Below are 25704 nucleotides of genomic sequence, written 5' to 3'. Positions count from 1 at the left end.
AGCTTTCGCCCCGTTTTCCTGCCTGGAGTGTCAAGAAATGAAACAAGAATGGTTGAAGACCACGCTCGCCCTGGCCATTGGCGCCGTCTCCACCCATAGCCTGGCCAACGGCATCGCCATCAACGAACAGAGCGCCAGCGGCGCCGGCACCGCCTATGCCGGCCGCGCTTCCTCGGCCCTGGATGCCAGCACCATCTATGGCAACCCGGCCGGCCTGTCCAAGCTCAAGCGCACCGAAATCAGCGGCGGCCTGGCGCTGGTCGACGCCAGCGTCGACATCAGCCACGCCAACAGCAGTGCCCAGGGCACCAACAAGGGCGACTCCGTGCCGCTGGCCGCAGTGCCCTTCGGCTACTTCGCCACCCCGGTCGACGACAACCTGACCTTCGGCCTCGGCATCTATGTGCCGTACGGCATCATCAACGACTACGAAAGCAGCTTCCAGGGCCGCTACCAGGGCAGCTACAGCAAGGTCAAGGTGATCACCGTGCAGCCCACCGTGAGCTACAAGATCAACGACCGCGTTTCCTTCGGCTTCGGCCCGACCATCAACCGCATCGACGGCCAGTTGAAGAGCAACCTGAACAACGCCGGCGCCCTGGGCAGCGGCGACGCCAAGGTGAACATCAAGGGCGACGACACCGCGTTCGGCTTCAACGCCGGCATCCTGGTGGACCTGACCGACGACACCACCTGGGGCCTGACCTATCACTCCAAGGTCAGCTACAAGCTCAAGGGCGACACCGAGATCAAGGGTGGCAACGGCGTCCTCGGCCTGGCGAACGGCAAGTACGACGCCGGCCTGAACATCACCCTGCCGGAGTCGGTCGACACCTCGATCACCCACAAGCTGAACGACGACTGGACCCTCTACGCCGGCGCCCTGTGGACCCGCTGGAGCCGCCTGGACAAGATCGAGGTGCGGAACTCCGGCATCGACAACCCGCTGGTCGCCTCCCAGTTCGGCACCGTTTCGGAAACCCTCGACTGGAAGGACACCTGGTCCTATTCCATCGGCGCCGCCTACCAACTCGACCCGCAATGGGTCCTGCGTACCGGCTTCGCCCTCGATGGAGCCCCCGCCAGCAACTCCAACCGCAACGTGCGCATCCCGGTGGGCAACCGCAAGATCTTCACCCTGGGCGCGGGCTGGTCGCCGAACGCCGACATGACCTTCGACTTCGCCTACGCCTACCTGTGGGAGAGCGACGCCAAGGTCGACCACGGCGATCGCGAGCCTGTGGTTCCGGGCCTGCCGTCGCTGCAGCCGGGCTACCAGGCCACCTACTCAAACAGCGCCCACGGCCTGATCGCACAGATGACCTATCGCTTCTGAGGCTCCCACGCGACCGCCCTGAACCCCACCTCGCGTGGGGTTCTGTACAACATTACGGCTGCGAAGAGATGGCCTGCTCCAGAGCCTCGCGCAGCTTGTCGTTGTCCGGCTTGGTACGGCTGGAGAAGCTGGCCACCACCTTGCCCTGGCGGTCGACCACGTACTTGTAGAAGTTCCAGCGCGGCGGCCCGCTCTGCTCGGCCAGGTCCTTGAACAGCGGGATCGCCTGGTCGCCGGTGACCACCTGGGGCTCGGTCATGGTGAAGGTCACGCCATAGTTGACGTAGCAGACCTCGGCCGTTTTCTCACTATCGGCGTCTTCCTGCCGGAAGTCGTTGGAAGGCACGCCGAGCACTTCCAGGCCCTGCGCCTGGTACTCCTTGTACAACGACTCCAGTCCCTTGAACTGCGGAGCGAAGCCGCAGTAACTCGCGGTATTGACGATCAGCAGCGGTTTGCCGGCGAACCGCTGGCACAGGTCGATGCTTTCCTTGGCGCGCAGCTTGGGCAGTTCGCCCAGCAACAGCGCCGGGCACTCGGCGGCGAACGCCGGACCGGCCAGGGCGGCGAGCAGCAACGCGGCGAACGATAGGCGGGCAGTCATGGTGCGGGTCCTATGCGGATGAGCGTGGGACAACGCTACCCCCACTCGCCGCCACCGGCAATCATTCCACCTAGGGTCTGTACGAACAGTCGCCGAACGCAGGCACTTTTCGTACCACACTAGCAACCCAATCCCAGTTGCAGCAGGGCCAACCCACCGCGCTGCCAACCCCACCAGCCCAGGGCCAGCAGAATCGCGCCGAACACCGGCACCAGCCACCCTGCGTACCTGAGCGTCATGCCGCTCCTCCTGCCGCCTGCAGGCGGGCCACCGGCTGCTCGCGTACCGGCCAGTTGAGCGCCGCGGCCATCAGGCCGAGGAGGATGGAAATCTGCCAGACCAGCTCGTAGCTGCCGGTGTGGTCGTACAGATAGCCGCCCAGCCAACCGCCGAGGAAGGCGCCCAACTGGTGGAAGAGGAACACGATGCCACCGAGCATCGACAGGTTGCGCACACCGAACAGGGTCGCCACCGTACCGTTGGTCAAGGGCACAGTGGACAGCCACAGCAGCCCCATGGCGATGCCGAATCCATAGGCCGTCCACTGGCTCAGCGGCAGCAGCAGGAAGGCCGTGATCACCAGCGTGCGCAGCAGGTATAGCGCTGTCAGCAGGCGCGGCTTGGCCATCCGCCCGCCCAGCCAGCCGGCGATATAGGTACCGAAGATATTGAACAGCCCGACCAACGCCAGCACCGTGGTGCCGACCTGCGCCGGCAGATGCTGGTCGACCAGGTAGGCCGGCAGGTGCACGCCGATGAACACCACCTGGAAACCGCAGACGAAGAAACCCAGCGCCAGCAGCCAGAACCCCGAGTGCCCGGCCGCCTCGCGCAGCGCCTCGGCCAGCGTCTGCTCATGGCCCTGCAGCGGTAATGGCCGATCCTTGATCATGCCGGCCAGCGGCACGATCAACGCCACCAGCAGCCCCAGCGCCAGCAGCGCCGACGACCAGCCGAGCCACCCGATCAGCCCCAGGGTGCCGGGCAGCATGGCGAACTGGCCGAACGAGCCGGCGGCCGCGGCGATCCCCATGGCCATGCTGCGCTTTTCCACCGGCACCGCGCGGCCGACCACACCGAGGATCACCGAGAACGAAGTGCCGGACAGACCGATACCGATCAACAGCCCGGCGCTCAGCGACAGCGACCAGGGCGAATCGGCCAGCCCCATCAGCGCCAGGCCCAGGGCATAGAGAATGCCGCCGACGATCACCGTGCGCTTCGCCCCGAAACGATCGGCCAGCGCCCCGGCGAACGGCTGCGCCAGGCCCCAGATCAGGTTCTGCAAGGCGATGGCGAAGGCGAACACCTCGCGCCCCCAGCCGAACTCCGCACTCATCGGCGCGAGGAACAGGCCGAAGCCATGACGGATACCCAGTGACAGGGCCAGGATCAGGGAAGCGCCGAGCAGGACCCAGCCGGTGGTACGCCATACGGAAGTCAAGATTCGATCCTTTGCTCATCGGAGGTCGACCGGCGGAGGAAGGCGCCAGCATCCGGATCGATAGCAGATACCCCCGCCAGCCACAGGTCAATCACAGCCACCACGCGAATGAGCGGTACAGATGTAGCCCGGATGCAATCCGGGAGCGGATTGCCGGCATTTCCCGGATTACAGGTGGGCTACCCGAGCGCCAACGCCAGCAGCACCGCGCACTCGCTCAATTCCACCAGAGCACCGGCGGTGTCGCCCGTGGTGCCTCCGAGCCGAACCATGAAGGTACGCCGCAGGCCGGCGAACGTCAGCAACGCGACCGCCAGCGCGAGCAGCGCCGGCCAGCCGAACAACAGGGCCGCGCCGGCATGGATGGCCAGCACCCAGGGCAGTTCGCGGCGCGGCAGATGATCCGCCAGCGCCTGCCCCAGCCCACCGGCGCGCACATAGGGCGTGGTCAGCAACAGCAACGGCAGCAGGCCGCGCGCCAGCCAGGGCGCCAGCAGCAGCGCTATCCATTGCCCCTGGTCGATCAATGCCACCAGGGCGGCGAACTTCAGCAACAGCAGCAGTACCAGCGCCACCACGGCAATCGGGCCGCTACGCGGGTCCTTCATGATCGCCAGGGTCCGCTCGCGGTCGCCCAGGCCACCGACCCAGGCGTCGGCGCTGTCGGCCAGGCCGTCCAGGTGCAGGGCGCCGCTCAACAACACCCAGGCCACCAGCAGCAGCGCGGCCTGGAGCAAGACCGGCGCGCCGTCGAGCAGCAGTTGCAGGGCGCACAACAGGCCGCCGAGCAGCAGGCCCACGGCCGGATACCAGAGCAGCGAACGGCCCAGTTGCGCGGGCTCGGGCATGCTCGGCAAGCGCACCGGCAGGCGGGTGAGGAACTGCAGGGCGACCAGCGCCGGCAGCAGGCGGCTCATCGCGGCACCACCCGCCCGCCCGGCGCGGCCAGTTGCAGCGGGTGCAACTCGCCATGGCTGACCGCGACACTCATCAGCAGTTCGCGCGGCAAGCCACGGGCGCGGGCCAGCAGCAGGTTGATCACCCCGCCATGGGTAACCACCAGCACCCGGCCCCCGGCGAACCGCGCGTCGAGCCGTTCCATCGCGGCGAATACCCGGGCGGCGAAGGCGTCCATCGGTTCGCCGCCGGGCGGGGTGAAGGCGTAGGGATCGGTCCAGAAGCGCCGCAGGCCGTCGGCCTGGTCGTCCATCAGGCTGGCCGAACTACGACCTTCCCAGGCACCGAAATGCAACTCGCGCAGGTCAGGCTCCAAGGACAAAGACACGCCTCGCTCGGCAGACAATTCACAGGCGAAGGCGGAACAGCGGCTCAACGGCGAACTGACCACAGCATCCCAGGGACCGGCGCCAACCACCGCCGCGCGCATCTGCTCCCAGCCGCGCTCGGTCAGCGCGTCGTCGAGGCTGCCCCGGAACACGCTGCCCAGTTCGGTCTCGCCATGGCGCAGCAGGTCGAAGCGCGCGCTCATGGCTGCCGCTCCGCCACCGCCGCCTCGGCGAAGGTGGCCATCTCGCCGTGCAGCCGGCAGGCCAGTTGCAGCAAAGGCACCGCCAGGGCCGCGCCGCTGCCCTCGCCCAGGCGCAGGCCGAGCTCCAGCAGCGGCTCGGCCCGCAACGCCGCGAGCAGCAAGCGATGGCCGGGCTCGGCGCCGCAATGGGCGAACAGCAGCCAGTCGCGGCAGGCCGGCTCGATACGTACCGCGCAGAGCGCCGCCACAGTACAGATGAAGCCGTCCACCAGCGCCGGCACACCGCGTTGCGCACAGGCCAGGTAGGCGCCGGCCAGCGCGGCGAGCTCGAAACCACCCAGGCAACGCAGGCCGGCCAGCGGATCGTCGAGCTGTCCGGCATGGAGCAGCAGCGCGCGCTCGATCACCGCCGCCTTGTGAAGCACGCCGGCATCGTCCAGCCCGGTACCGGGGCCGACCAGTTCGCGCGCCGGGCAACCCAGCAGCGCACAGGCCAATGCGCTGGCGGCGGTGGTGTTGCCGATGCCCATCTCGCCGCCGATGAACAGATCGCCGCCGGTCGCCACGGCGCGGGCCACGCTGTCGGCGCCGGCTTGCAAGGCCGCCTCCAGTTGCGCCGCACTCATCGCCGGTGTCCGGGCGAAGTTGGCGGTGCCGGGGCCGAGATGCAGATGGCGCACGCCGGGCAGTTCGAGGGACGCATCGATAGTCCCCAGGTCGACGACCTCCAGGGTCGCGCCCAGGTGACGGGCCAGCACGCTGATCGCCGCGCCGCCGGACACGAAGTTGCCGAGCATCTGCCCGGTGACCGCCTGCGGATAGGCCGAGACGCCCTCCTCGACCACCCCGTGGTCGCCGGCGAACACCGCGATCCACGGATGCGCGATGCCCGGCCGCGCGCGGCCCTGCATCGCGGCCAGCTCGACCGCCGCCTTTTCCAGGCGGCCCAGAGAACCGGCCGGCTTGGTCAGTTGCCGCTGGCGGGCCTGGGCAACGGCGCGGGCGTTCTCGTCCAGCGGCTGGACAGGCTGCCGCCACCAGGTCATGACGCCTCTCCCTTGAGCAGCATCGGCAGGCCGGCGACGGTGAAGGTCACCCGCTGGCAGCGCTCGGCGATGGCCTGGTGCAGCCAGCCGGCCTCGTCCACGTAGCGGCGGGTCAGTTCGCCGAGCGGCACCACGCCGAGGCCGGTCTCGTTGCTGACCAGGATGATCCGCCCCGGCAACTCGCCGAGCGTTTCCAGCAGCGCATCGCGCTCGGCGGCCAGGCGAGCGTCGTCTTCCAGCATCAGCAGGTTGGTCAGCCACAGGGTCAGGCAATCGACCAGCAGGCAGCGCCCTTCCGCCGCCTGCTCGCGCAGCACGCGAGCCAGTTCGACGGGCTCTTCCACCAGCCCCCAGCCAGCCGGACGCCGCGCGCGGTGTTCGCGGATGCGCGCGCCCATCTCGCCGTCCAGCGGCTGGCTGGTAGCAATATAAGTGACCGCCAGGCCGGACTCGCCGGCCAGCTTCTCGGCCAGCCGGCTCTTGCCGGAGCGGGCGCCACCGAGGATCAGTTCAAGCATGGTGTGTTCCTTTCGGGATTGGCCCCTCAGCCTTCGGGCTACTGTGTGCACGCATGTTTTTCATTCACGAAGCCTTTTCGTTCGGGCCGACTACCGCCCCTCACAACCCACACAAACCCCTCAACCGCCCCACATCCAGATGCGCCTCCACCAGATCGGCCAACCGGTCGATCTCCCGCTCGCGCAGGGCGTGGTAGTGCACCTGCTCCACCTCGCCCAACCCCGCCCAGCGCAACAGAGCGGCGCAGGCCAACGACGACTCGAACAAACCATGCAGATAGGTGCCGAGCACCTGGCCATCCGCACTGATCGCCCCGTCAACCCGACCGTCATCCAGCCGCACCGCTGGGTTCGCCAGCGCCGGTCCCTGGCAAACCCCGGCATGGATCTCGTAGCCGGCCACCGGCACATCCTCCAGAACCAGACGGCCGGCGACGTTGCGCAGTTGCTTCTCCGCCTCCAGCAGCGTCGCGAAATCCAGCAGCCCCAACCCCGGCGACGAGCCGGCCGGCCCCTCCAGGCCGAGCGGGTCGTCGATGCGCTGGCCAAGCATCTGCAACCCACCGCAGATGCCCAGCAGCTTGCCGCCGTAGCGCAGGTGGCGCTGGATCGCCGCCTCCCAGCCCTGGGCGCGCAGGTGCGCCAGGTCGGCGCGCACGCTCTTCGAGCCGGGCAGGACGATCAGGTCGGCCGGCGGGATCGGCTGGCCGGGGCCGACGAAACGCAGGTCCACCTGCGGGTGCAGGCGCAGCGGGTCGAAGTCGGTGTGGTTGCTGATGCGCGGCAGCACCGGCACCGCCACCCGCAGCGCCTCGCCCGACTTGGCGGACTGGCGCGCGTCGATGGCGTCCTCGGCTTCCAGGTGGAAATCCATCAGGTAGGGCAACACGCCGAGCACCGGCTTGCCGGTGCGCTGTTCCAGCCAGTCGAGGCCCGGTTGCAGCAGGGCGATATCGCCACGGAAGCGGTTGATGACGAAGCCCGCGACCCGCGCCTGCTCGCTCTCGGAAAGCAGCGCCAGGGTGCCGACCAGATGGGCGAACACGCCGCCCTTGTCGATGTCGGCGATCAGGATCACCGGGCAGTCCACCGCCTCGGCGAAGCCCATGTTGGCGATGTCGCCGGCGCGCAGGTTGATCTCCGCCGGCGAGCCGGCGCCCTCCACCATCACCACCGGATGGCGCGCGGCGAGGCGGGCGTGGGATTCCAGCACCGCCTCGCGGGCGATGCGCTTGTAGTCGTGGTAGGCCACCGCGTCCATGTTGCCGATGGCACGGCCGTGGATGATCACCTGGGCGCCGGTGTCGCTGTTCGGCTTGAGCAGCACAGGATTCATGTCGGTGTGCGGCGCCAGCCCGGCGGCCTGGGCCTGCACCGCCTGGGCGCGGCCGATCTCGCCGCCGTCGGCGGTCACCGCGCTGTTCAGCGCCATGTTCTGCGGCTTGAACGGCGCGACGCTCACGCCCTGGCGCCGCAGCCAGCGGCACAATGCGGTCACCAGGGTGCTCTTGCCGGCGTCGGAGGTAGTGCCCTGCACCATCAGGGTGGTCATGTCTCGAATGCCTCCAGGGCCTGTTCCAGGCGTTGCCAGTCCGCCTCTCGCCCCGGCAGGCCGAAGCGCAGGCTGGCCGGCCGCTCGAACAGGCGGACGAGAATACCGCGCCGGGCAAGGAACTCATGCAGCTCGCCCGCCCGTGGATCGGCGCGCCACCGGAACAATGCGCAGCCGCCGTGGGGCGTCCAGCCATGGCCGTCGAGCAGTTCGGCCAGGCGCCGGCTGGCGGCCATGGCGCATTCGCGCTGGCGAAGCTGTTCGCCGTGCTGGCGCAGGCAGTGACGGCCGACCGCACGGGCCGGCCCGCTGATCGCCCAGGGACCGAGCCGCTCGGCCAGCGTCGCCAGCAACCCGGCATCGGCCAGCACGAAGCCCAGCCGCGCGCCGGCCAGACCGAAGAACTTGCCGAACGAACGCAACACGATCAGCCCCTCCCCCGCACTGGCGGCCAGGCTGTGTTCCGGCGTGCAGTCGATAAAAGCCTCGTCCACCACCAGCCAGCCGCCACGCCGGGCCAGGCGCTCCCGCCAGTCGAGCAGCAGCCCCGGTTCGAGGAGCCGGCCAGTGGGGTTGTTGGGATTGACCAGCACCAGCACGTCGAGCCGTTCCAGGGCACGCTCGACCTGCTCTTCGTCCAGTTCGACCAGCGTGTGACCGGCCCGGCACCAGGCCTCGGCATGTTCGGCGTAGCAGGGCGACAACACACCGACCCGGCCGGCCGGCCGCAGGTGCGGCAACGACTGGATGGCGGCCTGCGAGCCGGGCACCGGCAGCAGGTGTTCGGTGCCGTAGTAGGCGCGGGCGGCGGCTTCCAGGCCGTCATCGGTCTCGGGCAGGCGCGTCCAGTCGCGGATGTCGAGCGCCGGCAACGGGAATGGCCAGGGCGCGATGCCAGTGGAGAGGTCCAGCCAGTCCGCCTCGGCGATGCCATAGCGGCGCGCCGCCGCCTTCAACCGTCCGCCATGCTCAAGCATGCAGATAGCTCCCCACCGCCAGTACCAGCAGCCATAGCCAGACGCCGCGCCGCACCAGCTCCAGGGCCCGCTCGATATACCCGGCGCCAGCCTCGTCACCCTCGCCCAGCGCCGGCCGCGCGTGCAAATTGCCGTGATAGACGGCCGGCCCGCCCAGGCGCACGCCCAGCGCACCGGCGCCGGCGGCCATCACCGGGCCGGCGTTGGGGCTGTCCCACTGCGGCGCCTGGCTGCGCCAGCAACGCAGGGCGCGGCGGGTCTGGCCGAGCAGCGCATAGGTGAGCGCCACCAGCCGCGCCGGCAGATAGTTGAGCAGGTCGTCGATACGCGCGGCGGCCCAGCCGAAACGCTCGAAGCGCGCGTTGCGGTAGCCCCACATGGCATCCAGGGTGTTGCTCAGCCGGTACAGCACCACGCCCGGCGCGCCGAGCACGGCGAACCAGAACAGCGCGGCGAACACCGCATCGCTGCCGTTCTCCAGCACCGATTCGGTGGCGGCGCGGGCGACGCCGGCCTCGTCCAGCTCGGCGGTCTGCCGGCTGACCATCATGCCGACACGTCGCCGCGCTTCGCCCAGGTCGCCATCGCGCAGGGCCCGGGCCACCGGCAGCGCATGCTCGCCGAGGCTGCGCAGGCCTAGCGCGGCATACAGCGCCAGCACCTCGACCAGCCAGCCGATCTGCGGCAGCAGGCTGAGCGCCCAGGCCAGCAGGGTCAGCGGCAGCACCGCCAGCAACCAGGCGGTGACACCGTGACTGCGCCAACCCAGGGCGCCGTCGCCATAAGGCCGGTTGAAGCGCCGCTCCAGGCGCTCGGCCAGCACGCCGAAGGCCACCAGCGGGTGCCAGCGGCGCGGTTCACCCAGCAGGGCATCCAGCGCCACGCCGGCCAGGCTCAGCAGCGCCACACTCATTGCGTTTCTCCCCAGCGATTCTCGAACAGCAGCTCGCGCAGCGGACGCGGCGTCGCCCAGCCGTCCCGCTGCAACATCGGCTCGGCATAGAACGCGCTCACCGGACCGAGGCACAGCACCGCCTGGGCCTTGGCGCCGGCCGGCAGGCCGAGCAGTTCGCCGAGCGCCCGGGGATCGAACAGCGACACCCAGCCCAGGCCCAGCCCTTCGGCGCGCGCGGCCAGCCAGAGATTCTGGATGGCGCAGGCCAGCGAAGCCAGGTCCATTTCAGGCAAGGTGCGACGGCCGAACACATGCCGCTCGCGATCGTCCATCAGCGCCACGACCAGCAGTTCGGCGCAATCGCGGATGCCTTCCACCTTGAGCCGCATGAATTCGTCGCCGCGTTCGCCCAGCGCTTCGGCGGTCCGCACCCGCTCCTCTTCCACCAGGCTGTGGATCGCCGCGCGCAGTTCGGCCGACGTGATGCGGACGAAGCGCCAGGGCTGCATCAGGCCGACGCTCGGCGCCTGGTGCGCGGCTTCCAGCAGGCGGGCGAGCAGTTCCGGCGCCACCGAACCACCGCTGAAATGGCGCATGTCGCGGCGCTCGGCGATGGCCCGGTAGACCGCCGCGCGCTCGGCCGGGCTGAAGGCCTGCTCGCTCATGGCCGCAGCAACCGTGCCGCCGCCTCGGGGTTGGACGGCAGGTAGAAGTGGATATAGGAGGCGGTCAGCCGGCCCACTCGATAGACCGCCTCGGCGGTGCGCCGGTAGTTCGGGCACTCGCCACGGGCGATGGGCTCGAGGGCGCAGTCCAGGGTCGAGTGGTGGTAGGTATGGCCGCGCAGGCGGCCTTCCGGCAGCTCGACGGCTTGCAGGGCCAGCGCGGCCAGGCGCGGTTGCAAGGTCGCGCGGCCCGGCAGCAGGCCGAGCAGGTCGGCGCCCTGGCCATCCTTGTCGGTGAGCCTTTCCAGCAGATAGAGCATGCCGCCGCATTCGGCGAGGATCGGCTTGCCGGCCGCGTGGTGGGCGCGGATCGCCTCGCCCAGCGCGTGGTTCCCGGCCAGGCGTTGCAGGTGCAGTTCGGGGTAGCCGCCGGGCAGGTAGAGGCTGTCCACTTCCGGCAACCGCTCATCCGCCAGCGGCGAGAAGAACGCCAGCTCGGCGCCCAGCGCGCGCAGCAGGTCGAGGTTGGCCTGGTAGAGGAAGGCGAAGGCCGCGTCGCGGGCCACGCCGATGCGCACGCCGGCCAGCAACGACTCCGGCCTGTCCTCCTCGGGCGCGGCGAAGGCGACCGGCGCCGGCAAGGCGGTATCGGCGCTGGCCGCCAGGGCATCGGCGGCGGCATCCAGGCGGGCGTCGAGATCGGCCAGCTCCCCGGCCTGCACCAGGCCCAGGTGACGGCTCGGCAGCTCGACGGAGACGCTGCGCGGCAAGGCACCGAACCAGCGCATCGACGCCGGCAGGCTGTCGCTGAGGATCTCGCCGTGCCGCACGCTGCCGACCTTGTTGCCGAGCACGCCGGCGAACGGCAGGCCCGCCCGGTAGCTGGCCAGGCCGTGGGCCATGGCGCCGAAAGTCTGCGCCATGCCGGAGCCGTCGATCACGCCGAGCACCGGCACGCCGAAGCGCTGCGCCAGGTCGGCGGCCGAGGGCGAGCCGTCGAACAGGCCCATCACCCCTTCGATGACGATCAGTTCGGCCTCCCCCGCCGCCTCCCAGAGCAGGCGCCGGCAGGCGGCCTCGCCGACCATCCACAGGTCGAGCTGGTACACCGGCTGGCCACTGGCTCGGGCGAGGACCATCGGGTCGAGGAAATCCGGTCCGCACTTGAACACCCGCACCCGCCGCCCCTGCCGCGCATGCAGGCGGGCCAGCGCGGCGGTGACCGTGGTCTTCCCCTGACCGGAGGCCGGCGCGGCCACCAGCAGGGCGGGACACTGGCGCGGGGCCCGGCCCATCAGAACTCGATCCCCTTTTGCGCCTTCACCCCGGCCTTGAAGGCGTGCTTGACCAGGTTCATCTCGGTGACGGTGTCCGCCGCCCCGATCATGCCCGGCAAGGCGCCGCGACCGGTGACCACCACGTGCTGCAACACCGGGCGCGCCTCGATGTCGGCGAGCACTTCGTCCAGCTCCAGGTAGCCGTATTTCAGGGCGATGTTCAGTTCGTCGAGCACCACCAGGCCGATCTCGTCGTCATCGAGCAGGCGCCGGGCGACGGCCCAGGCCTCGCGGGCCTTGGCGATGTCGCGCTGGCGGTCCTGGGTCTCCCAGGTGAAGCCCTCGCCCATCACGTGGAAGCTGACTTCCTCCGGAAAGCGGCGGAAGAACGCCTCTTCGCCGGTGGTCGCCGCGCCCTTGATGAACTGCACCACGCCGACCTTCATGCCATGGCCCAGCGCCCGCGCCACCATGCCGAAGGCCGAGCTGCTCTTGCCCTTGCCGTTGCCGCTGTGCACCAGCAGCAGGCCGTACTCGTCCGTGGCCAGGGCGATCTTGTCGTCGACCACGGCTTTCTTGCGTTGCATGCGCGCCTTGTGGCGGGCATCCCGCTCGGGGGATTCGCTCATCGTCCGACCTCCATCGTCCGGGCATTGAAATAGGCGCGCAGGCCGACGTACAGCGCCGCCGCCACCCCGACGTAGAGTGCCAGGTTGGCGAGGAAGCGCGGATAGTAGTGGGCGATGCGCGGCAGGAAGCCGGCCAGGGTCGGCTCCGGATAGCGGCCGGAAAGGAAGTAGAAACCGCCGCTGGACAGCAAGTGGCAGGCGAAGGCGCCGACCACCACGGTCAGCGCCAGCACGACAAGGCTGAGTGCCTGGTCACGGTGCCAGCCGGCGTACAGGCGGCCGGCCAGCCATAGCGCGCCATAGGCCGGCACCAGAATCCAGTAGGCCGGCGAGGTGCACCAGTCGCCCACCGTACCCAGCGCCACCATGCTGAAGTCCAGCACCGTGGCTTCGACGAACAGTGCCGGGAACACCCAGCGCGACCGGAGGAACACGCCGGCGAGGAAGAACACCGCCCAGGACGCGCTGGGCAGGTTGACCGTGGCGAAGTGCTGGCCGCGGGTCACCGCCATCAGCAAGGCGAGGACTAGGCCGATGGCCAGTTGGCTGCGGGTGGACAGGATGGGCATGGTGGGACTCCTCTCTTAGAGCGCCTGGTAGCGCACGGTGAAATACACCGCCTGCCCCGGCTGGTTGAAGCCGTCGGCGGTCTCGTAGTCCGCATCCAGCAGGTTGGCGACGCGGGTCTGCAGGCGCCATTCCGGGGTGATCCGGTATTCGCCGCGCAGATCGAGGGTGGCAAAGCCGGACAGCTCCTTCTGGTTCTCCAGGTCGTCGTAGGCCGAGTCCTGGGCGCTCAGCGTGGCGCCGACGCTGAAGGCGCCGAAGGCGCGGTCGACATCGAGGTTGAAGGTCTGGCCGGGACGGCGGTTGAGGTCCTTGCCGTAGTAGGCGATGCCGGTGCGGCTGGAGCGCTTGGAGCGGTTTTCCGCGTCCATCAGGCTGTAGTTGGCGTTCCACTGCCAGCCCAGCAGATCGCTACCGAGCACCAGTTCGAGGCCACGGATGCGCGCCGAGTCGACGCCTTCGGCCTGGCTCATGCCGTTGACGGTGATGGTGCTGATCAGGTCCTCGATCTTGGTGCGGTAGGCGTTGGCCGCCCAGTGGCCCCAGGCATGCTCGCCGTTCAGGCCGACTTCGACGCTGTGGGACTTCTCGGCATCCAGGTCGGGGTTGCCGAAGCCCGGGTAGTAGAGCTGGTTGAAGGTCGGCGCCTTGAACGCGGTGCCGTAGTTGGCGGTGAAGCGCAGCTCCTCGGTCAGCAGGTAACCCCAGCCGATGTTGCCGGTGTCATGGTTGCCGAACTGTTCATCGTCGTCGTGGCGCAGGCTCAGTTGCCAGTCGTGGCGGCCGGCCTGGCCGAGGTACTGGACGAAGGCGCCCTTGTTGTCGCGCGAATCCTCGGCGTAGGCGGTGTTGCCGTTGACCTCGTCGCGCTGGTAGTCGGCGCCCAGGGTCAGGATGTGGCCCTCGGCCAGGGTCAGGTCGTTCTGCCAGGAGATCGAGTCGCGGCGGCTATCGAAGCGCGAATAGAAGGCGCCGTCCTGATAGGCGTCGGACTTGTCCTCGCTGCGCCCGGCCTGCACGGTCACGCGCCAGGGGGCCAGCGGATTGAAGCGCGCGCGGCCGCCGACCACCCTGGTCTGGCCATCGGCATAGGCGTTGAAGCCGGAGGTGCGGCGGCTGCTCACCGAGTCGTAGTCGTTGTGCGACTTGGTCTGCAGGAGGTTGCCGTCCAGCTCCAGGCCGTTGTCGAAGCGGTAGCCGGCGTTCAGCGAGCCGGACAGGTTGCGGTAGCCGTCGCTGTCGTCCTCGTAGCCGCTGGCGCCGGCCGGCTTGACGTTGATGCCGTCGGTATCCGAGCCGCTGATGCCCAGGCTGTACCAGCCCTTGCCGTCGCCACCGGACACCCCGACGCTGCCTTCGTAGGTGTCATGGGTGCCGTAGCCGGCGGAGAAGAACGGCTTGGCGCCCTCGCCGCCGCCCTTGCGGGTGAAGATCTGGATCACCCCGCCGATGGCTTCCGAGCCGTACAGGCTGGAGCGCGGGCCGCGAACCACCTCGATGCGCTCGATCAGCTCCACCGGCAGGTCCTGCAAGGCGCTGCCGCCGCTGGTCACCGAGCCGGCCTTGACGCCGTCGATCAGCACCAGCACGTGGTTGGAGTTGGTGCCGCGCATGAACAGCGAGGTGGACTTGCCCGGCCCGCCGTTGTTGGCGATCGACACGCCCGGCACCTTGCGCAGCAGTTCCGGCACCGACTGCGCCTGGCTGCGCTCGATCTCGTCGCGCCCGATCACCGTGGTGGCGGCGAGATTCGGCACCGCCTGCTCGAGACGGGTGGCGGTCACCACCTGCTGGTCGAGCTCCAGGGAGCCGGAGGCTGCCAGGGCCAGGGGAGAAAAGCTGGAAACGCCGCACAGCAGGGCCGCTGTCGACGCGAAAAGGGACTTGCTCATTCGAGTTATGTGCTCCATCGTGCTCACCCGCACGACTCAGGCCAATCAATGACACCTGGAGAGCACACACGCACGGGCCGCCGCCGACCGCCCGCGCGCCAGACAACGCCCTCCGCGATGCCGTGGACTGCGACAGGCCGGTCTCCGGGCTCACGAGCGAATCCCTGCGGGGATTCCCGGCCGCGCCTTCCCATGCCGAAGCACAGTGGCGGAATGCGGTCGTCTACTCGTCTACCGTTGCGGGGGCAGCGCCGGAATCTTCATGGCTGAATGGACCGGCTTCCCTGTTTCACCCCTGGCCAATGGCCGGGGCACCTGAAGCAAGGCGCGCAGGGTAGAGCCAGGCGCCGCGCGCGTCAACGCGCGGCAGAGGCCACATGAAGGGGATTCATGAAGACGGAAAGAAAAAGGCCAGCATCGAAGAGTGCTGGCCTTGGGGGACTGGTGGACCGAAGGAGGATCGAACTCCCGACCTCCGCATTGCGAACGCGGCGCTCTCCCAGCTGAGCTATCGGCCCGAGGCGGTGCAGAAGGTAACTCGACGAGGCGGCTCCGGGCAAGCCCGGACAGAGACGGAAACACCCCGTGCAGACAGTCATTTCATGCAGGCCAATTGTCGCCAGTCCGAATTCAGTCTATAAAGAGTCCGGCACAGCACACCAAGCTGCTGACTCTCTGCCACCACTAGGAGACAGCCATGAAAGTCCAGACCATCAGCTACCTGAAGCAGCATGCCGCGTCGCTGGATCTCAGCGAACCCATGGTCATCACCCAGAATGGCGTACCGGCCTACGTGGTCGAGTCCTACGCCGAGCGCAAGCGCCGGGACGAGGCACTGGCGCTGATCAAGCTGTTGTCCTTCGCCGAGCGTGACAAGGCCGAAGACCGCCTGATCTCCGGAGAGACCCTGCTCGAACGCCTGAAGCAACGCAGCCCGGCAGCCCAGGGATTGGGAGGAAATTCCACCGATGAGCAAGACGATCAAGATCGCCTACGCCACAACCGCTGAAGAAAGCCTGGTTTCGCAGCTCCATCATCTGGTCCCTTACCACGGCGTCGAACTGGCCCAGGCCAGGCTGGCGGCACTGATCCATACCCTCGAAGAACGCCTCAAGGCGCATCCCCTCGCCGCACCGGTCTGCGAGCAGGCCGCCCTGCTGGGGGTCTTGCACTACCGGGAACTGAATCTGGAAGAGTTCCGCATCCTCTACCAGTACGACGAAGCCGCAAGCCTGGTGATGGTCGCGTTGGTCCTGCGCCAGCGACAAAGCATCGAAAAGCAACTGATCGACTATTGCCTCATGCGCTGACGGCTCAGCGCTTGCGGCAGAGCGTCAGCCCGTCTCCCAGCGGCAACAGCGACAATTCGACGCGCGGGTCGTCCTTGAGCTGGCGGTTGAGCCGCTGGATCGCCCGGGTGTCGTCGTCGGCCGGCTCCGCTTCGAGCACCCGGCCGCTCCACAAAGTGTTGTCGAACAGCACCAAGCCACCGGGCCGGGTCAGCGCCAGGGCGAGTTCCAGGTAGCGCGGGTAGTTGGCCTTGTCGGCGTCGATGAAGATCAGGTCGAAGCGCTCGCCCTGCCCTTCGCCCAGCAAGGCGGCGAGGGTGTCCAGCGCCGGCGCCAGGCGCAGTTCGATGCGTTCCTCGACGCCCGCCTCGCGCCAGTAGCGGCGGGCGACGGCGTTGTAGTCGCCGGGCAGGTCGCAGCACAGCAGCGAACCGCCCTCGCCCATCGCCTCGGCCATGACCAGCGCACTGTAGCCGGTGAAGGTGCCCACTTCGAGGATGCGCCTGGCGCCGGTCAGCCTGACCAGCAGCCCCATGAACTGCCCCTGCTCCGGGGCGATCTGCCAGCGCGCCATGGGCATGGCCTGGGTTTCCGCGCGCAGGCGGGTGAGCAGCGGCGTCTCGCGCAGGGAGACGTCGAGCAGGTAGCGGTAGAGGTCGTCGTCCAGGCTCAGGGTTCGGCCGGTCATGGGCAGCTCCCGCGATCAGGGATGACCGGCCAGGCTGGGCGCCGCCAGCACGCGTTTGGCGCCCAGGTAGCTGTTCAGCCAGTAGGTAGCCCCCAGGCTGTCGAGCCGCACGGTGCCACCACTGGACGGCGCATGGACGAAGCGACCCTCACCGACGTAGATGCCGGCGTGGCTGACCTGGCTGCCGCCATTGGTGGCGAAGAACACCAGGTCGCCCGAACGCAATGCGTCGCGCGACACCTTCGGCGCGTGCATGGCGAGCAGTTCGCGGGTCGAGCGCGGCAGCGCCACGCCGGCCGCGTCGCGGTAGACGTAGCCGATCAGGCCACTGCAATCGAAACCGCCTTCCGGCGTGTTGCCGCCGTAGCGATAGGGCGTGCCGACCAGGCCGAGGGCGCGGAACAGCACGTCCTCGGCGCTGCCGACGGCGCCTGGTGACACGAGATAGACGGGGGATTTCGGGGGAGGGCTGCTGGCGCAGGCGGTCAGCAACGCGGCGAGGAGCAACAGGGCGAGACGAGCCGGCAAGGGCATGGGCGGACAGTCCTGTTCCTGAGATGCGCCCTACTCTGCCCGGATGGATGGCCGCGCGCAACCCCGAGGGTATGCGCGCGGAGGTACTATCAGCGCTGGCTGGTGGCGCCGTCCTGGCTGTTGGAAGCCATGACCAGGGCGCGCTTGGCCTTGATGAAGCTGCGACTCCAGTATTTATCGCCGAGGCTGTCGACCCGCACCCCGCCGCTGCGGGTGCTGGAGGAATGGATGAACTGGTCGTCGCCCAGGTAGATGCCCGCATGGCTGACACGGCCGCGACCGTTGTTGTTGAAGAACAGCAGGTCGCCCGGTTGCAGGTCGCTGCGTGCGACCTGCGGGGCGTCGAGGTCGATCATCTCGCGGGTGGAGCGCGGCAGCTTCACGCCAGCCTCTTCCTTGAACAGGTAACCGATGAAGCCGCTGCAATCGAAACCGGTGGCCACCGAGCTGCCGCCGTAGCGGTAGCGGGTGCCGACCAGCGACAGGCCGTGGGCCAGGATGCTGTCGGCGAAGCTCGGCAGTTCGTAGGGCTTGTCCTTGGAGAAATCCGGCAGCCGCTCTTCCACGGACTCTTCTTCCACCGCGATCGGTGCGGGAGTCGGGCGGTCATTGGCAGCGGTGTTCAGTGCGCTCGGCGAATGGCCGGCGCAGGCCCCCAGGATGAATGTCAATGCGAGTGGCACGAGGGGTGCGAAGCGTCTGAGCATGGGCACGACCGTGTCTGGAATTCTTATGGAAGACGCGACTATGCCTTCATGGAATTTCGATTGCAAATTTTAATCGCCGCCATTGTGACTCAGTAGCCGCGACAAAATGTCTAAGGCCCGCCCCTGCAGATGAACGTCCACGTACGAGCTGAGCTCGGTGTGCGACGGATTGATCTCGACAGTGAAGCCGCCGGCAGCGCGAGCATGCAGCACCGGCTCGATGATGTAGGGGAAGCTCGCCGTGGTGCCGACGCTGAGCACCGCCTCGAAGCCCTTGCGCATTTCCGCGTAGAGCCGGTCGATGGCCTCCTCGGGAAGCATTTCCCCGAATAGCACCACCGGCGGCCGCAGGACACCACCGCATTCCACGCACAATGGCGGCAACGGCCGGTGCAGGTGCTCGGCCAGCTCGACGCTTTCCGCGCCGCAGGACTGGCAGTAGAGCGGCGCCAGTTCGCCATGGATCTCGATCAGCCGCTCCGGCGGGCTGCCGGCGGCGCGGTGGTAGCCATCGATGTTCTGGGTCAGCACCCAGCATTCCGGCTTGCGCCGCTGCAGTTCGGCGATGGCCAGGTGACCGGCGTTGGGCTGCGCGCCCAGGCAGGCCTTGCCCAGTTCGGCGAGGTATTTCCAGCACAGCGCCGGGTCGCGGCGCAGCATCGGTCCGGACAACGCCTCCTCGATCGGCAATCCCTCGGCGGTACGCCCGTTGTACAGCCCGCCGAGGCCGCGATAGGTCGGCAGGCCGGAATCGGCGGACAGCCCGGCGCCGGTGATGATCAGGATGCGCTCGGCCTGGCGTAGCGTCCGGGCGGTACGGGCGATCGCTTCATCCATCTCGCACCTCTTCTGCAGGAGCCTGGGGGACGCCTAGTCCTTGCTGGCGATCACGGTGTCACGGTATCGATCGGATCGCCAGCAAGCTGGCTCCTACAGGCGGGCATTCAGTGGTTGACCGTGTACGCCAGCATCACCGATAGCTGGCACAGCGGACGGCCGCTCTGGGCGTGCCATTCATTGAAGGCGGCCTGCACGGCGGCGAGGTCCTTCTGGCTGGTCGGCGCCTTGTCGATGACCTCCTGGGCCTTGAGGGCGGCGACCATGTCGTCGGTGGGGATGAAGGTATCCTTGCCGACCATGCGCAGGAAGCGCGGCGCGGACAGCCCGCCGAGCTGGTTGCCGTGCCTGGCCAGGTATTTCCACAGGCCGACGATCTCGGTCACCGGCCAGTCGGCGATCAGCGCCCCGAAACTGCCCTTCTCCCGCGCCACGTCGAGGATGAACTGGGCATTGCGCGGCACGCTCCTGAGCTTGGCCAGGTGGCGGATCAGGCGCTCGTCGTGCATCAGCCGCTCCAGATGCTCGGCGCCCATCAGCACCACCTTGTGCGGGTCGAAGCCGAAGAACACTTCCTCGAAGGCCGGCCACTTGGCGTCCACCAGGCTGTGCTTGAGGCCGGCGCGGAACACCCGCAGGGCGATGGTCGACAGGTAGCGGTCGTCGCCCAGGGCGCGCAGCTCATCGGCCGACTTCGGCTGCGGCAGCAGTGCTTCCAGTGCCTCGGCCGAGCCGAAGCGGTTCAGGCAGTATTCGTGAAGCCATTGGTAGTCGCGCATCGCTTTCGCTTTTCCCTTGCCGATTTCTACTTACAGCTTGCCGCAGCCGTTCAAAGATTCATCACGTCGAGGAAACGCGGCGTGGCGGCGTCGTCGACGCGCAGGCTGGCGAAGTCGAACAGGTTGCGGTCGGCCAGTTGCGAGGGCTGCACGTTCTGCAGGGCGCGGAACATGATCTCGGTGCGGCCCGGAGACTTGCGCTCCCACTCCAGCAGCATCTCCTTGACCACCTGGCGCTGCAGGTTCTCCTGCGAGCCGCAGAGGTTGCAGGGGATGATCGGGAATTCCTTGAGGCGCGAATAGGCCTCGATGTCCTTCTCGCCGCAATAGGCCAGCGGGCGGATCACCACGTTGCGGCCGTCGTCGGAGAGCAGCTTGGGCGGCATGGCCTTGAGGGTGCCGCCGTAGAACATGTTGAGGAAGAAGGTCTCGAGGATGTCGTCGCGGTGGTGCCCCAGGGCCATCTTGGTCGCGCCGATCTCGTCCGCGTAGGTGTACAGGGTGCCACGCCGCAGGCGCGAGCACAGCGAGCAGGTGGTCTTGCCCTCGGGAATCTTCTCCTTGACCACCGAGTAGGTGTCCTTCTCGATGATGTGGTACGGCACGCCGATGGACTCCAGGTACTGCGGCAGCACGTGCTCGGGGAAGCCCGGCTGCTTCTGGTCCATGTTCACCGCGACGATCTCGAAGCGGATCGGCGCCACCTTCTGCAGATAGAGCAGGATGTCGAGCATGGTGTAGCTGTCCTTGCCGCCGGACAGGCAGACCATCACCTTGTCGCCGTCCTCGATCATGTTGAAGTCGGTGACGGCTTCGCCGGCCAGGCGGCGCAGGCGCTTCTGCAGTTTGTTCTGGTTGACCGAAAGGGTGCCCATGGTGTGTCGGAGTCCACGAAACGAAAGCTGAAAGCCGGGCATTTTACGCGTAAACCGATTGCCGCCCCACCCCCGTGCTAGGCTCGGGCGATGAACAACGATCTCGCCTGCGACCTCGACCTGGCCGACCAACTGCTGATCCTGCTGCGCGAGGAGGCCGGCGGCTGCAGCGAGTACCAACTGATCCAGCGGCTCAAGACGCACCATTCCACCCATGTCCCCAACCTGCCGCTGACCGACAGGCTGGTGCTGTTCCGCACCCACTTCCTGGTGTTCAACGCCCTCTACCGACTGCGCGACCGGCTCTGGGGCGAGCGGTCCGGGCACCTGCAGATCGGCGCCCTGCATATCCAGCTCCTGCCCTACCAGGCCGGCGTGGCCGCGCTCAGCGAGCATGACCCGCTGCGCGACTACTACCTGGACATGAGCAACCTGCGCGACACCAGCGAGGAAGACGTGGAGAAACTGCTGACCAGTTTCTGGACACGCATGCAGGGTGGCGAGGAGAAGCGCGCGGCGCTGGAACTGCTCGGCCTGGACGGCGGCACCCAGCGGCTCGACCTGGCCGTGATCAAGCGCCGCTACCGGCAACTGGTCAGCGAGCATCACCCGGACCGGGGCGGCAGCACCACGCGGCTGCAATCCCTCAACCTCGCCATGGAAATTCTGGAACGCTATTACTCCTGAGCTTTATAGGGCTATTCGCTCTAAAGCCACGGACAGCGCGGCCTCCAGCCCCACCTATACTGCGACATACGGTCGCAGAGATTCGGCCTGTGCACCCGGTAGCGCTGTCACGCGCGCCGGGCGCATCGCTGGGGGGCGATCGCCATAACAAGAGGAGTGTTTGGCATGATCCATCACGTTCTGGGGCTTTTCACCCATCCCGACCAAGAGTGGCAAGAAATCCGTGGCGAGGAAGAATCCATCAGTCACATGTACCTGACCCATGTGCTGATCCTGGCCGCGATCCCCGCGGTTTCCGCCTATATCGGCACGACCCAGGTCGGCTGGAGCATCGGCGGCGGCGCGCCGGTCATGCTCACCGAGAGCAGCGCCCTGGTCATGACCATCATGTCCTACCTGGCGATGCTGGCCGGCGTCGCGGTGATGGGCGCCTTCATCCACTGGATGGCGCGCACCTACGACGCCAACCCGAGCATGACCCAGTGCGTGGTGTTCGCCGCCTACACCGCCACTCCGCTGTTCATCGGCGGGCTCGCCGCGCTCTATCCCAACCTGTGGCTGGCGATGATCGTCGGCACCGCGGCGATCTGCTACACGGTGTACCTGCTCTACGTTGGCATACCGACCTTCATGAACATTCCCAAGGACGAAGGCTTCCTGTTCTCCAGCTCGGTGCTGGCGGTGGGCCTGGTGGTGCTGGTGGCGATGATCGCCCTGTCGGTGGTGCTCTGGGGCTCGGGCGTCGGCCCGGTCTACAGGTACTGAGCACATTCGTCGAACCCGGGCCGCCTGCGGGCGGCCTTTTGCTGTCCGGCGGATGGCGATGCGGCCCGCTGGCGGATTACGGCATAATCGCGCCATGCCCGAATTGCTCAACGCCCGCGTCGAAGCCTGCTACCAGCAGGCGGAAGCCTTCTTCAAACGCCGTTTCCCCCGCCCCGAGGTGAGTTTCAAGCTGCGCGGGCAGAAGGCCGGCGTGGCGCACCTGGACGAGAACAAGCTGCGCTTCAACCCGCAGCTTTACCGCGAAAATCAGGAAGATTTTCTCAGGCAGACGGTGGCCCACGAGGTGGCGCACCTGATCGCCCACCAGTTGTTCGGCCCGACGATCCAGCCCCACGGCGAGGAATGGCAACTGATCATGCGCGGCGTCTACGAACTGCCGCCGCATCGCTGCCACAGCTACGAGGTCAAGCGCCGCCGGGTCAGTCGCTTCATCTACCTGTGCGGTTGCCCGGACGGCGAATTCCCCTTCTCCGCCCAACGCCACGCCATGGTGGCCAAGGGACGGCGCTACTACTGCCGGCGCTGCCGGACGACACTGGTGTTCAGCGGCGAACATCGGGTGGAATGACGGTTTCATTGGTTCCCCGCGTTCGCGGGGATGACGGGGAGCGATCGAGGTCTTCGTCACGTAGGGTGGAATAGCGCGACTCAGCCCACCCTACGAACGCTGCTCCGACTGCTTTTTCGTCCAGCCTTCCAGCCTCCAGCGCTCTTATCGGCTTTTCGAGCGCCCTTACCCAATGACCTTCCCGGCCTTCAACCCGGCGATCCGTTCGTCGTCGTAGCCAAGCTCGCGCAGCACATCCACGGTATGCGCCCCCACCTTCGCGCCGATATGGCGGGGCGCCGGGATGCCGTCGGAGAACTTGATCGGGCAAGCGATCTGCCGCTGCCCGTCCCCGCCCTCGCGCGGCACTTCCACCACCAGCTCGCGGGCCTTGAGCTGAGGGTGCTCGACCGCTTCGGAAAGGCTCAGCATCGGCTCGACGCAGGCATCCAGGCCGGCGAACAGTTCGCACCACTCGTCGAAGTCGCGCAGCTCGAAGGCCACCTGCAACTCGCGCTTGAGCGCCCGCTGGTCCTCGGGCCTGGGTGACAGGCCGCGCGCCGCCAGTTCCGGCCGGCCGAGCGCGGCGCACAGTTGCTGCATGAACTGCGGCTCCAGGCTGCCCACCGACAGCCAGCGGCCGTCGCGGGTGCGGTAGTAGTCGTAGAAACTGCCGCCGTTGAGCGCCTGGCTTTCCATCGACGGCTCCTCGCCGCAGGCCAGGTAGGCCGAGCCGCCCATGGCATGCAGGGTGAAGGAGCAGTCGGTCATGCTGATGTCGATGTACTGCCCTTCCCCGGTCTGCTGGCGCTGGATCACCGCCGCCAGCAGTCCCATCACGGCATGGAAGGAGCCGCCGGCCACGTCCGCCACCTGCACGCCCAGCGGCAGCGGGCCGCTGTCCTTGCGGCCGGTCTGCGCGGCCAGGCCGGACAGCGCCAGGTAATTGATGTCATGGCCTGCACGGTCCTTGTAGGGGCCGGTCTGCCCGTAGCCGGTGATCGACACGTAGATCAGCCGCGGGTTGATCGCCCTGAGCGCCTCGTAGCCGAGCCCCAGGCGTTCCATCACGCCGGGCCGGAACTGTTCGAGGACGATGTCGTGATCGATGAGCAACTGCCTGACCACTTCGATCGCCTCCGGGCGCTTGAGGTCCAGGGCGATGCTGCGCTTGTTGCGGTTGAGATAGGCGTGGGCGGCGGAGACCTCGCCGTCGTGCGGCGGCAGCACCCGCACCAGGTCGGGGCGGGTCGGCGATTCGATGCGCAGCACCTCGGCGCCCATGTCCGCCAGCAGCAGCGAGGCGAACGGCCCCGGCAGCAAGGTGGAGAAATCGAGGATTTTCAGCGAAGACAACGGGCCTGACATGGTCACTCCTGGCGATATGGGGCGGGACGTCCCGCCGGTTACTCCCAATGCAGTTTTCGACTGGCGTCGAGGGCTGCGACCCTTGGAGCGAAACGCGCCTCCAGCACGTTGCGGCGGATCTTCATGGTCGGCGTCATGCAGCCGTTGTCGATGGTCCAGGCGTCGCGCACCACCAGCAGGTGGCTGACCCGCTCGTAGGGTAGCAGCCGTTCGTTCAGGCTCCGCAAGGTCTCCAGCAGGTCGCGCTCCACCTGCTCGCGCACCGCCTGGCGGGCGGCCGGCGCCAGTTCGACCAGCGCCAGCGGCTGGTCCAGGCCGCTGCCCATCAGGCAGACCTGCTCGACCCAGGTGCTCTTGGCGATCTCGCCCTCGATCGGCGCCGGGGCGATGTACTTGCCCTTGCTGGTCTTGAAGATGTCCTTGATGCGCCCGGTGATGGTCAGGTAGCCATCGGCGTCGATCTCGCCCTTGTCGCCGGTGTGCAGCCAGCCGTCGCGCAGGGTCTCGGCGGTCTTTTCCGGGTCCAGGTAGTAGCCGCTCATCAGCGAGCGGCTGCGGAACAGCACCTCGCCATTGTCGTCGATGCGCACCTCGCAGCCGGGCATCGGACGGCCGACCGAGCCGAAGCGCACCTGGCCCGGCCGGTTGAAGGTGCCGTAGGCGAAGTTCTCGGTCATCCCGTAGCCCTCGCAGATGGTCAGGCCGATGCGCTGGTACCAGTCCAGCAGCGCGCGCGGGATCGGCGCCGCGCCGGACACCAGCACCCGCGCACGGTCCAGGCCCAGTTGGCGACGGATCTTGCGTGCCACCAGGGCGCCGAGCAGCGGGATACGCAGCAGGCGCTCCAGCTTCGGCCCCGGCACCTTCTCCAGCACGCCCAACTGGAAGCGCGTCCACAGCCGGGGCACGGCGAAGAACATGGTCGGCCGCACGTGGCGCAGGTCCTCGGCGAAGGTTTCCAGGGACTCGACGAAACTCACCGTCGCCCCGGAATACAGGCTTTCCAGTTCCACCAGGAAGCGCTCGGCGGCGTGGGACAGCGGCAGGTAGGAGAAACACTGGTCGGTCGAGTCGATCTTCATCTCCTCGACCGCGCTCCGCGCGGCGAAGGCCATGGCGCCAGCGCTCAGCATTACCCCCTTGGGCTGGCCGGTGGTGCCGGAGGTGTAGAGGATGCTGAGGATTTCCTCGGGGCGCTGTTGGTGAACGTCGGCCAGCGGCTCATGCTGCGCCAGCAGGTCGCGCCATTGATAGTCCGCCGGCAGTGTGGGGTACGGCAGGGCGATGCGCCGGACTGTTCCGGGAATGGCGTCGGAGAGCTTGTCCTGGTCGTCCAGCTTGCCGAGGAAGATCACCTTGCACGCCGAATGCCGCAGCACGTAGTCGATGCTCTCGGACGACTGCGTCGGGTACAGCGGCACGCTGACCAGGCCGGCGAACATCATCGCCAGGTCGGCGATGAACCATTCCGCGCAGTTCTTCGAAAACAGCGCCACCCGGTCGCCCCGCTCGCAGCCCAACGCCCGCAGCGCGCTGGCGATGCGCCGGGCCTGGTCGTCGACCTGGCGCCAGGTCAGTTCGTGCCAGACGCGCTTGCGTGGCTGGCGCAGCCATACCCGGTCGGGCTGCTCGTCCAGCCAGTGGGCGAAACGCTGTAGCGGCAGTTGTTCCGTCATCGATCGATCCCCTTCTTGTTGTTCTTGGCAGTGGGATGCC

The 25704-nt window shown here is 67.9% G+C and carries 28 protein-coding genes, 1 tRNA gene and 1 riboswitch; of the genes, 6 read left to right on the top strand and 23 right to left on the bottom strand.

Translation table 11 applies throughout. The features are described 5' to 3' along the window. The first annotated feature begins 37 nt into the window (after positions 1-37). The gene (locus tag PSEWESI4_RS09990) at positions 38-1336 is read left to right on the top strand and encodes an outer membrane protein transport protein (protein ID WP_187671053.1); all 1299 of its coding nucleotides are present in this window, start codon (positions 38-40) and stop codon (positions 1334-1336) included. A gap of 52 nt (positions 1337-1388) precedes the next feature. On the opposite strand, the gene PSEWESI4_RS09985 is transcribed toward PSEWESI4_RS09990, so the two are convergent. The 15 genes from PSEWESI4_RS09985 to PSEWESI4_RS09915 form a co-directional block, all read right to left on the bottom strand. Beyond that, entirely contained in the window at positions 1389-1940 is a 552-nt protein-coding gene (locus PSEWESI4_RS09985; RefSeq protein ID WP_187671052.1) for a glutathione peroxidase, read from the bottom strand. 235 nt (positions 1941-2175) lie between these two features. Continuing rightward, positions 2176-3384 (bottom strand): MFS transporter, encoded by a 1209-nt coding sequence (locus PSEWESI4_RS09980; RefSeq protein WP_187671051.1) that lies wholly within the window; start codon positions 3382-3384, stop codon positions 2176-2178. Between the two features lie 179 nt (positions 3385-3563). After that, entirely contained in the window at positions 3564-4301 is a 738-nt protein-coding gene (locus tag PSEWESI4_RS09975; RefSeq protein WP_235978911.1) for an adenosylcobinamide-GDP ribazoletransferase, read from the bottom strand. Beyond that, positions 4298-4873 carry an alpha-ribazole phosphatase family protein gene (gene cobC, locus PSEWESI4_RS09970; RefSeq protein ID WP_187671050.1) on the bottom strand — a complete coding sequence of 192 codons (576 nt, stop codon included), beginning with the start codon at positions 4871-4873 and terminating at the stop codon, positions 4298-4300. The genes PSEWESI4_RS09975 and cobC overlap by 4 nt, the downstream gene beginning before the upstream one ends. After that, positions 4870-5919, bottom strand: coding sequence for a nicotinate-nucleotide--dimethylbenzimidazole phosphoribosyltransferase (gene cobT, locus PSEWESI4_RS09965; RefSeq protein WP_187671049.1), 1050 nt, complete (start codon positions 5917-5919; stop codon positions 4870-4872). Before cobT ends, cobC begins: the two co-directional genes overlap by 4 nt. Continuing rightward, positions 5916-6437: a bifunctional adenosylcobinamide kinase/adenosylcobinamide-phosphate guanylyltransferase gene (cobU, locus tag PSEWESI4_RS09960; protein ID WP_187671048.1), complete on the bottom strand. Its 522-nt coding sequence runs from the start codon at positions 6435-6437 to the stop codon at positions 5916-5918. Before cobU ends, cobT begins: the two co-directional genes overlap by 4 nt. Positions 6438-6537: 100 nt before the next feature. Then, positions 6538-7989: a cobyric acid synthase gene (locus tag PSEWESI4_RS09955; RefSeq protein WP_187671047.1), complete on the bottom strand. Its 1452-nt coding sequence runs from the start codon at positions 7987-7989 to the stop codon at positions 6538-6540. After that, positions 7986-8966, bottom strand: coding sequence for a threonine-phosphate decarboxylase CobD (cobD, locus tag PSEWESI4_RS09950; RefSeq protein ID WP_187671046.1), 981 nt, complete (start codon positions 8964-8966; stop codon positions 7986-7988). Before cobD ends, PSEWESI4_RS09955 begins: the two co-directional genes overlap by 4 nt. Next, a complete protein-coding gene (gene cbiB / locus PSEWESI4_RS09945; RefSeq protein ID WP_187671045.1) occupies positions 8959-9879 on the bottom strand; it encodes an adenosylcobinamide-phosphate synthase CbiB in 921 nt (306 codons plus the stop codon). The genes cobD and cbiB overlap by 8 nt, the downstream gene beginning before the upstream one ends. Further along, on the bottom strand, positions 9876-10526 hold the full coding sequence (gene bluB / locus PSEWESI4_RS09940; RefSeq protein ID WP_187671044.1) for a 5,6-dimethylbenzimidazole synthase: 651 nt from the start codon (positions 10524-10526) through the stop codon (positions 9876-9878). Before bluB ends, cbiB begins: the two co-directional genes overlap by 4 nt. Then, complete coding sequence (locus tag PSEWESI4_RS09935; protein ID WP_187671043.1) at positions 10523-11821, bottom strand: cobyrinate a,c-diamide synthase; 1299 nt, start codon at positions 11819-11821, stop codon at positions 10523-10525. Before PSEWESI4_RS09935 ends, bluB begins: the two co-directional genes overlap by 4 nt. Continuing rightward, a complete protein-coding gene (gene cobO, locus PSEWESI4_RS09930) occupies positions 11821-12432 on the bottom strand; it encodes a cob(I)yrinic acid a,c-diamide adenosyltransferase (RefSeq protein ID WP_187671042.1) in 612 nt (203 codons plus the stop codon). The genes PSEWESI4_RS09935 and cobO overlap by 1 nt, the downstream gene beginning before the upstream one ends. Next, entirely contained in the window at positions 12429-13001 is a 573-nt protein-coding gene (locus PSEWESI4_RS09925) for a hypothetical protein (protein WP_187671041.1), read from the bottom strand. The genes cobO and PSEWESI4_RS09925 overlap by 4 nt, the downstream gene beginning before the upstream one ends. Before the next feature lie 15 nt (positions 13002-13016). Beyond that, on the bottom strand, positions 13017-14891 hold the full coding sequence (gene btuB / locus PSEWESI4_RS09920) for a TonB-dependent vitamin B12 receptor (protein WP_187671040.1): 1875 nt from the start codon (positions 14889-14891) through the stop codon (positions 13017-13019). 118 nt (positions 14892-15009) lie between these two features. After that, positions 15010-15225: riboswitch (cobalamin riboswitch) on the bottom strand. Positions 15226-15333: 108 nt separating this feature from the next. Continuing rightward, positions 15334-15409, bottom strand: a tRNA-Ala gene (locus tag PSEWESI4_RS09915). Between the two features lie 179 nt (positions 15410-15588). On the opposite strand from PSEWESI4_RS09915, the gene PSEWESI4_RS09910 reads away from it, so the two are divergent. Beyond that, positions 15589-15900: a type II toxin-antitoxin system Phd/YefM family antitoxin gene (locus PSEWESI4_RS09910; protein ID WP_235978910.1), complete on the top strand. Its 312-nt coding sequence runs from the start codon at positions 15589-15591 to the stop codon at positions 15898-15900. Next, a complete protein-coding gene (locus tag PSEWESI4_RS09905; RefSeq protein WP_187671039.1) occupies positions 15860-16201 on the top strand; it encodes a type II toxin-antitoxin system RelE/ParE family toxin in 342 nt (113 codons plus the stop codon). Before PSEWESI4_RS09910 ends, PSEWESI4_RS09905 begins: the two co-directional genes overlap by 41 nt. Positions 16202-16205: 4 nt before the next feature. On the opposite strand, the gene PSEWESI4_RS09900 is transcribed toward PSEWESI4_RS09905, so the two are convergent. From PSEWESI4_RS09900 to ttcA, 6 genes are all read right to left on the bottom strand, one after another. After that, entirely contained in the window at positions 16206-16868 is a 663-nt protein-coding gene (locus tag PSEWESI4_RS09900; protein ID WP_187671038.1) for an O-methyltransferase, read from the bottom strand. Between the two features lie 15 nt (positions 16869-16883). Continuing rightward, the gene (locus PSEWESI4_RS09895; RefSeq protein ID WP_187671037.1) at positions 16884-17402 is read right to left on the bottom strand and encodes a C40 family peptidase; all 519 of its coding nucleotides are present in this window, start codon (positions 17400-17402) and stop codon (positions 16884-16886) included. A gap of 89 nt (positions 17403-17491) precedes the next feature. Beyond that, positions 17492-18109 (bottom strand): C40 family peptidase, encoded by a 618-nt coding sequence (locus tag PSEWESI4_RS09890; RefSeq protein WP_187671036.1) that lies wholly within the window; start codon positions 18107-18109, stop codon positions 17492-17494. A 69-nt stretch (positions 18110-18178) separates the two neighbouring features. Further along, a complete protein-coding gene (locus tag PSEWESI4_RS09885) occupies positions 18179-18946 on the bottom strand; it encodes an NAD-dependent deacylase (protein WP_187671035.1) in 768 nt (255 codons plus the stop codon). A gap of 107 nt (positions 18947-19053) precedes the next feature. After that, on the bottom strand, positions 19054-19725 hold the full coding sequence (locus PSEWESI4_RS09880; RefSeq protein WP_187671034.1) for a DNA-3-methyladenine glycosylase I: 672 nt from the start codon (positions 19723-19725) through the stop codon (positions 19054-19056). A 50-nt stretch (positions 19726-19775) separates the two neighbouring features. Beyond that, positions 19776-20600, bottom strand: a complete 825-nt coding sequence (ttcA, locus tag PSEWESI4_RS09875; protein ID WP_187671033.1) for a tRNA 2-thiocytidine(32) synthetase TtcA — start codon at positions 20598-20600, stop codon at positions 19776-19778. A gap of 90 nt (positions 20601-20690) precedes the next feature. On the opposite strand from ttcA, the gene PSEWESI4_RS09870 reads away from it, so the two are divergent. The 3 genes from PSEWESI4_RS09870 (at position 20691) to PSEWESI4_RS09860 (ending at position 22641) form a co-directional block, all read left to right on the top strand. Beyond that, on the top strand, positions 20691-21287 hold the full coding sequence (locus PSEWESI4_RS09870) for a DNA-J related domain-containing protein (RefSeq protein WP_187671032.1): 597 nt from the start codon (positions 20691-20693) through the stop codon (positions 21285-21287). Positions 21288-21452: 165 nt separating this feature from the next. Then, complete coding sequence (locus PSEWESI4_RS09865; RefSeq protein WP_187671031.1) at positions 21453-22052, top strand: Yip1 family protein; 600 nt, start codon at positions 21453-21455, stop codon at positions 22050-22052. 94 nt (positions 22053-22146) lie between these two features. Next, positions 22147-22641: a SprT family zinc-dependent metalloprotease gene (locus PSEWESI4_RS09860; RefSeq protein WP_187671030.1), complete on the top strand. Its 495-nt coding sequence runs from the start codon at positions 22147-22149 to the stop codon at positions 22639-22641. A gap of 165 nt (positions 22642-22806) precedes the next feature. Here the strand turns inward: PSEWESI4_RS09860 and PSEWESI4_RS09855 are convergent, their stop codons facing one another. Both PSEWESI4_RS09855 and PSEWESI4_RS09850 read right to left on the bottom strand, forming a co-directional pair. Beyond that, entirely contained in the window at positions 22807-23988 is a 1182-nt protein-coding gene (locus PSEWESI4_RS09855; RefSeq protein WP_187671029.1) for a CaiB/BaiF CoA transferase family protein, read from the bottom strand. 38 nt (positions 23989-24026) lie between these two features. Continuing rightward, positions 24027-25664, bottom strand: coding sequence for an AMP-binding protein (locus PSEWESI4_RS09850; protein ID WP_187671028.1), 1638 nt, complete (start codon positions 25662-25664; stop codon positions 24027-24029). Positions 25665-25704 lie beyond the last annotated feature (40 nt).

The organism is Zestomonas carbonaria (assembly GCF_904061905.1).
Taxonomy (GTDB): domain Bacteria; phylum Pseudomonadota; class Gammaproteobacteria; order Pseudomonadales; family Pseudomonadaceae; genus Aquipseudomonas; species Aquipseudomonas carbonaria.
Note: the sequence above shows the minus strand (reverse complement) of the source record. Positions and strands in the feature narration are given on the sequence as shown.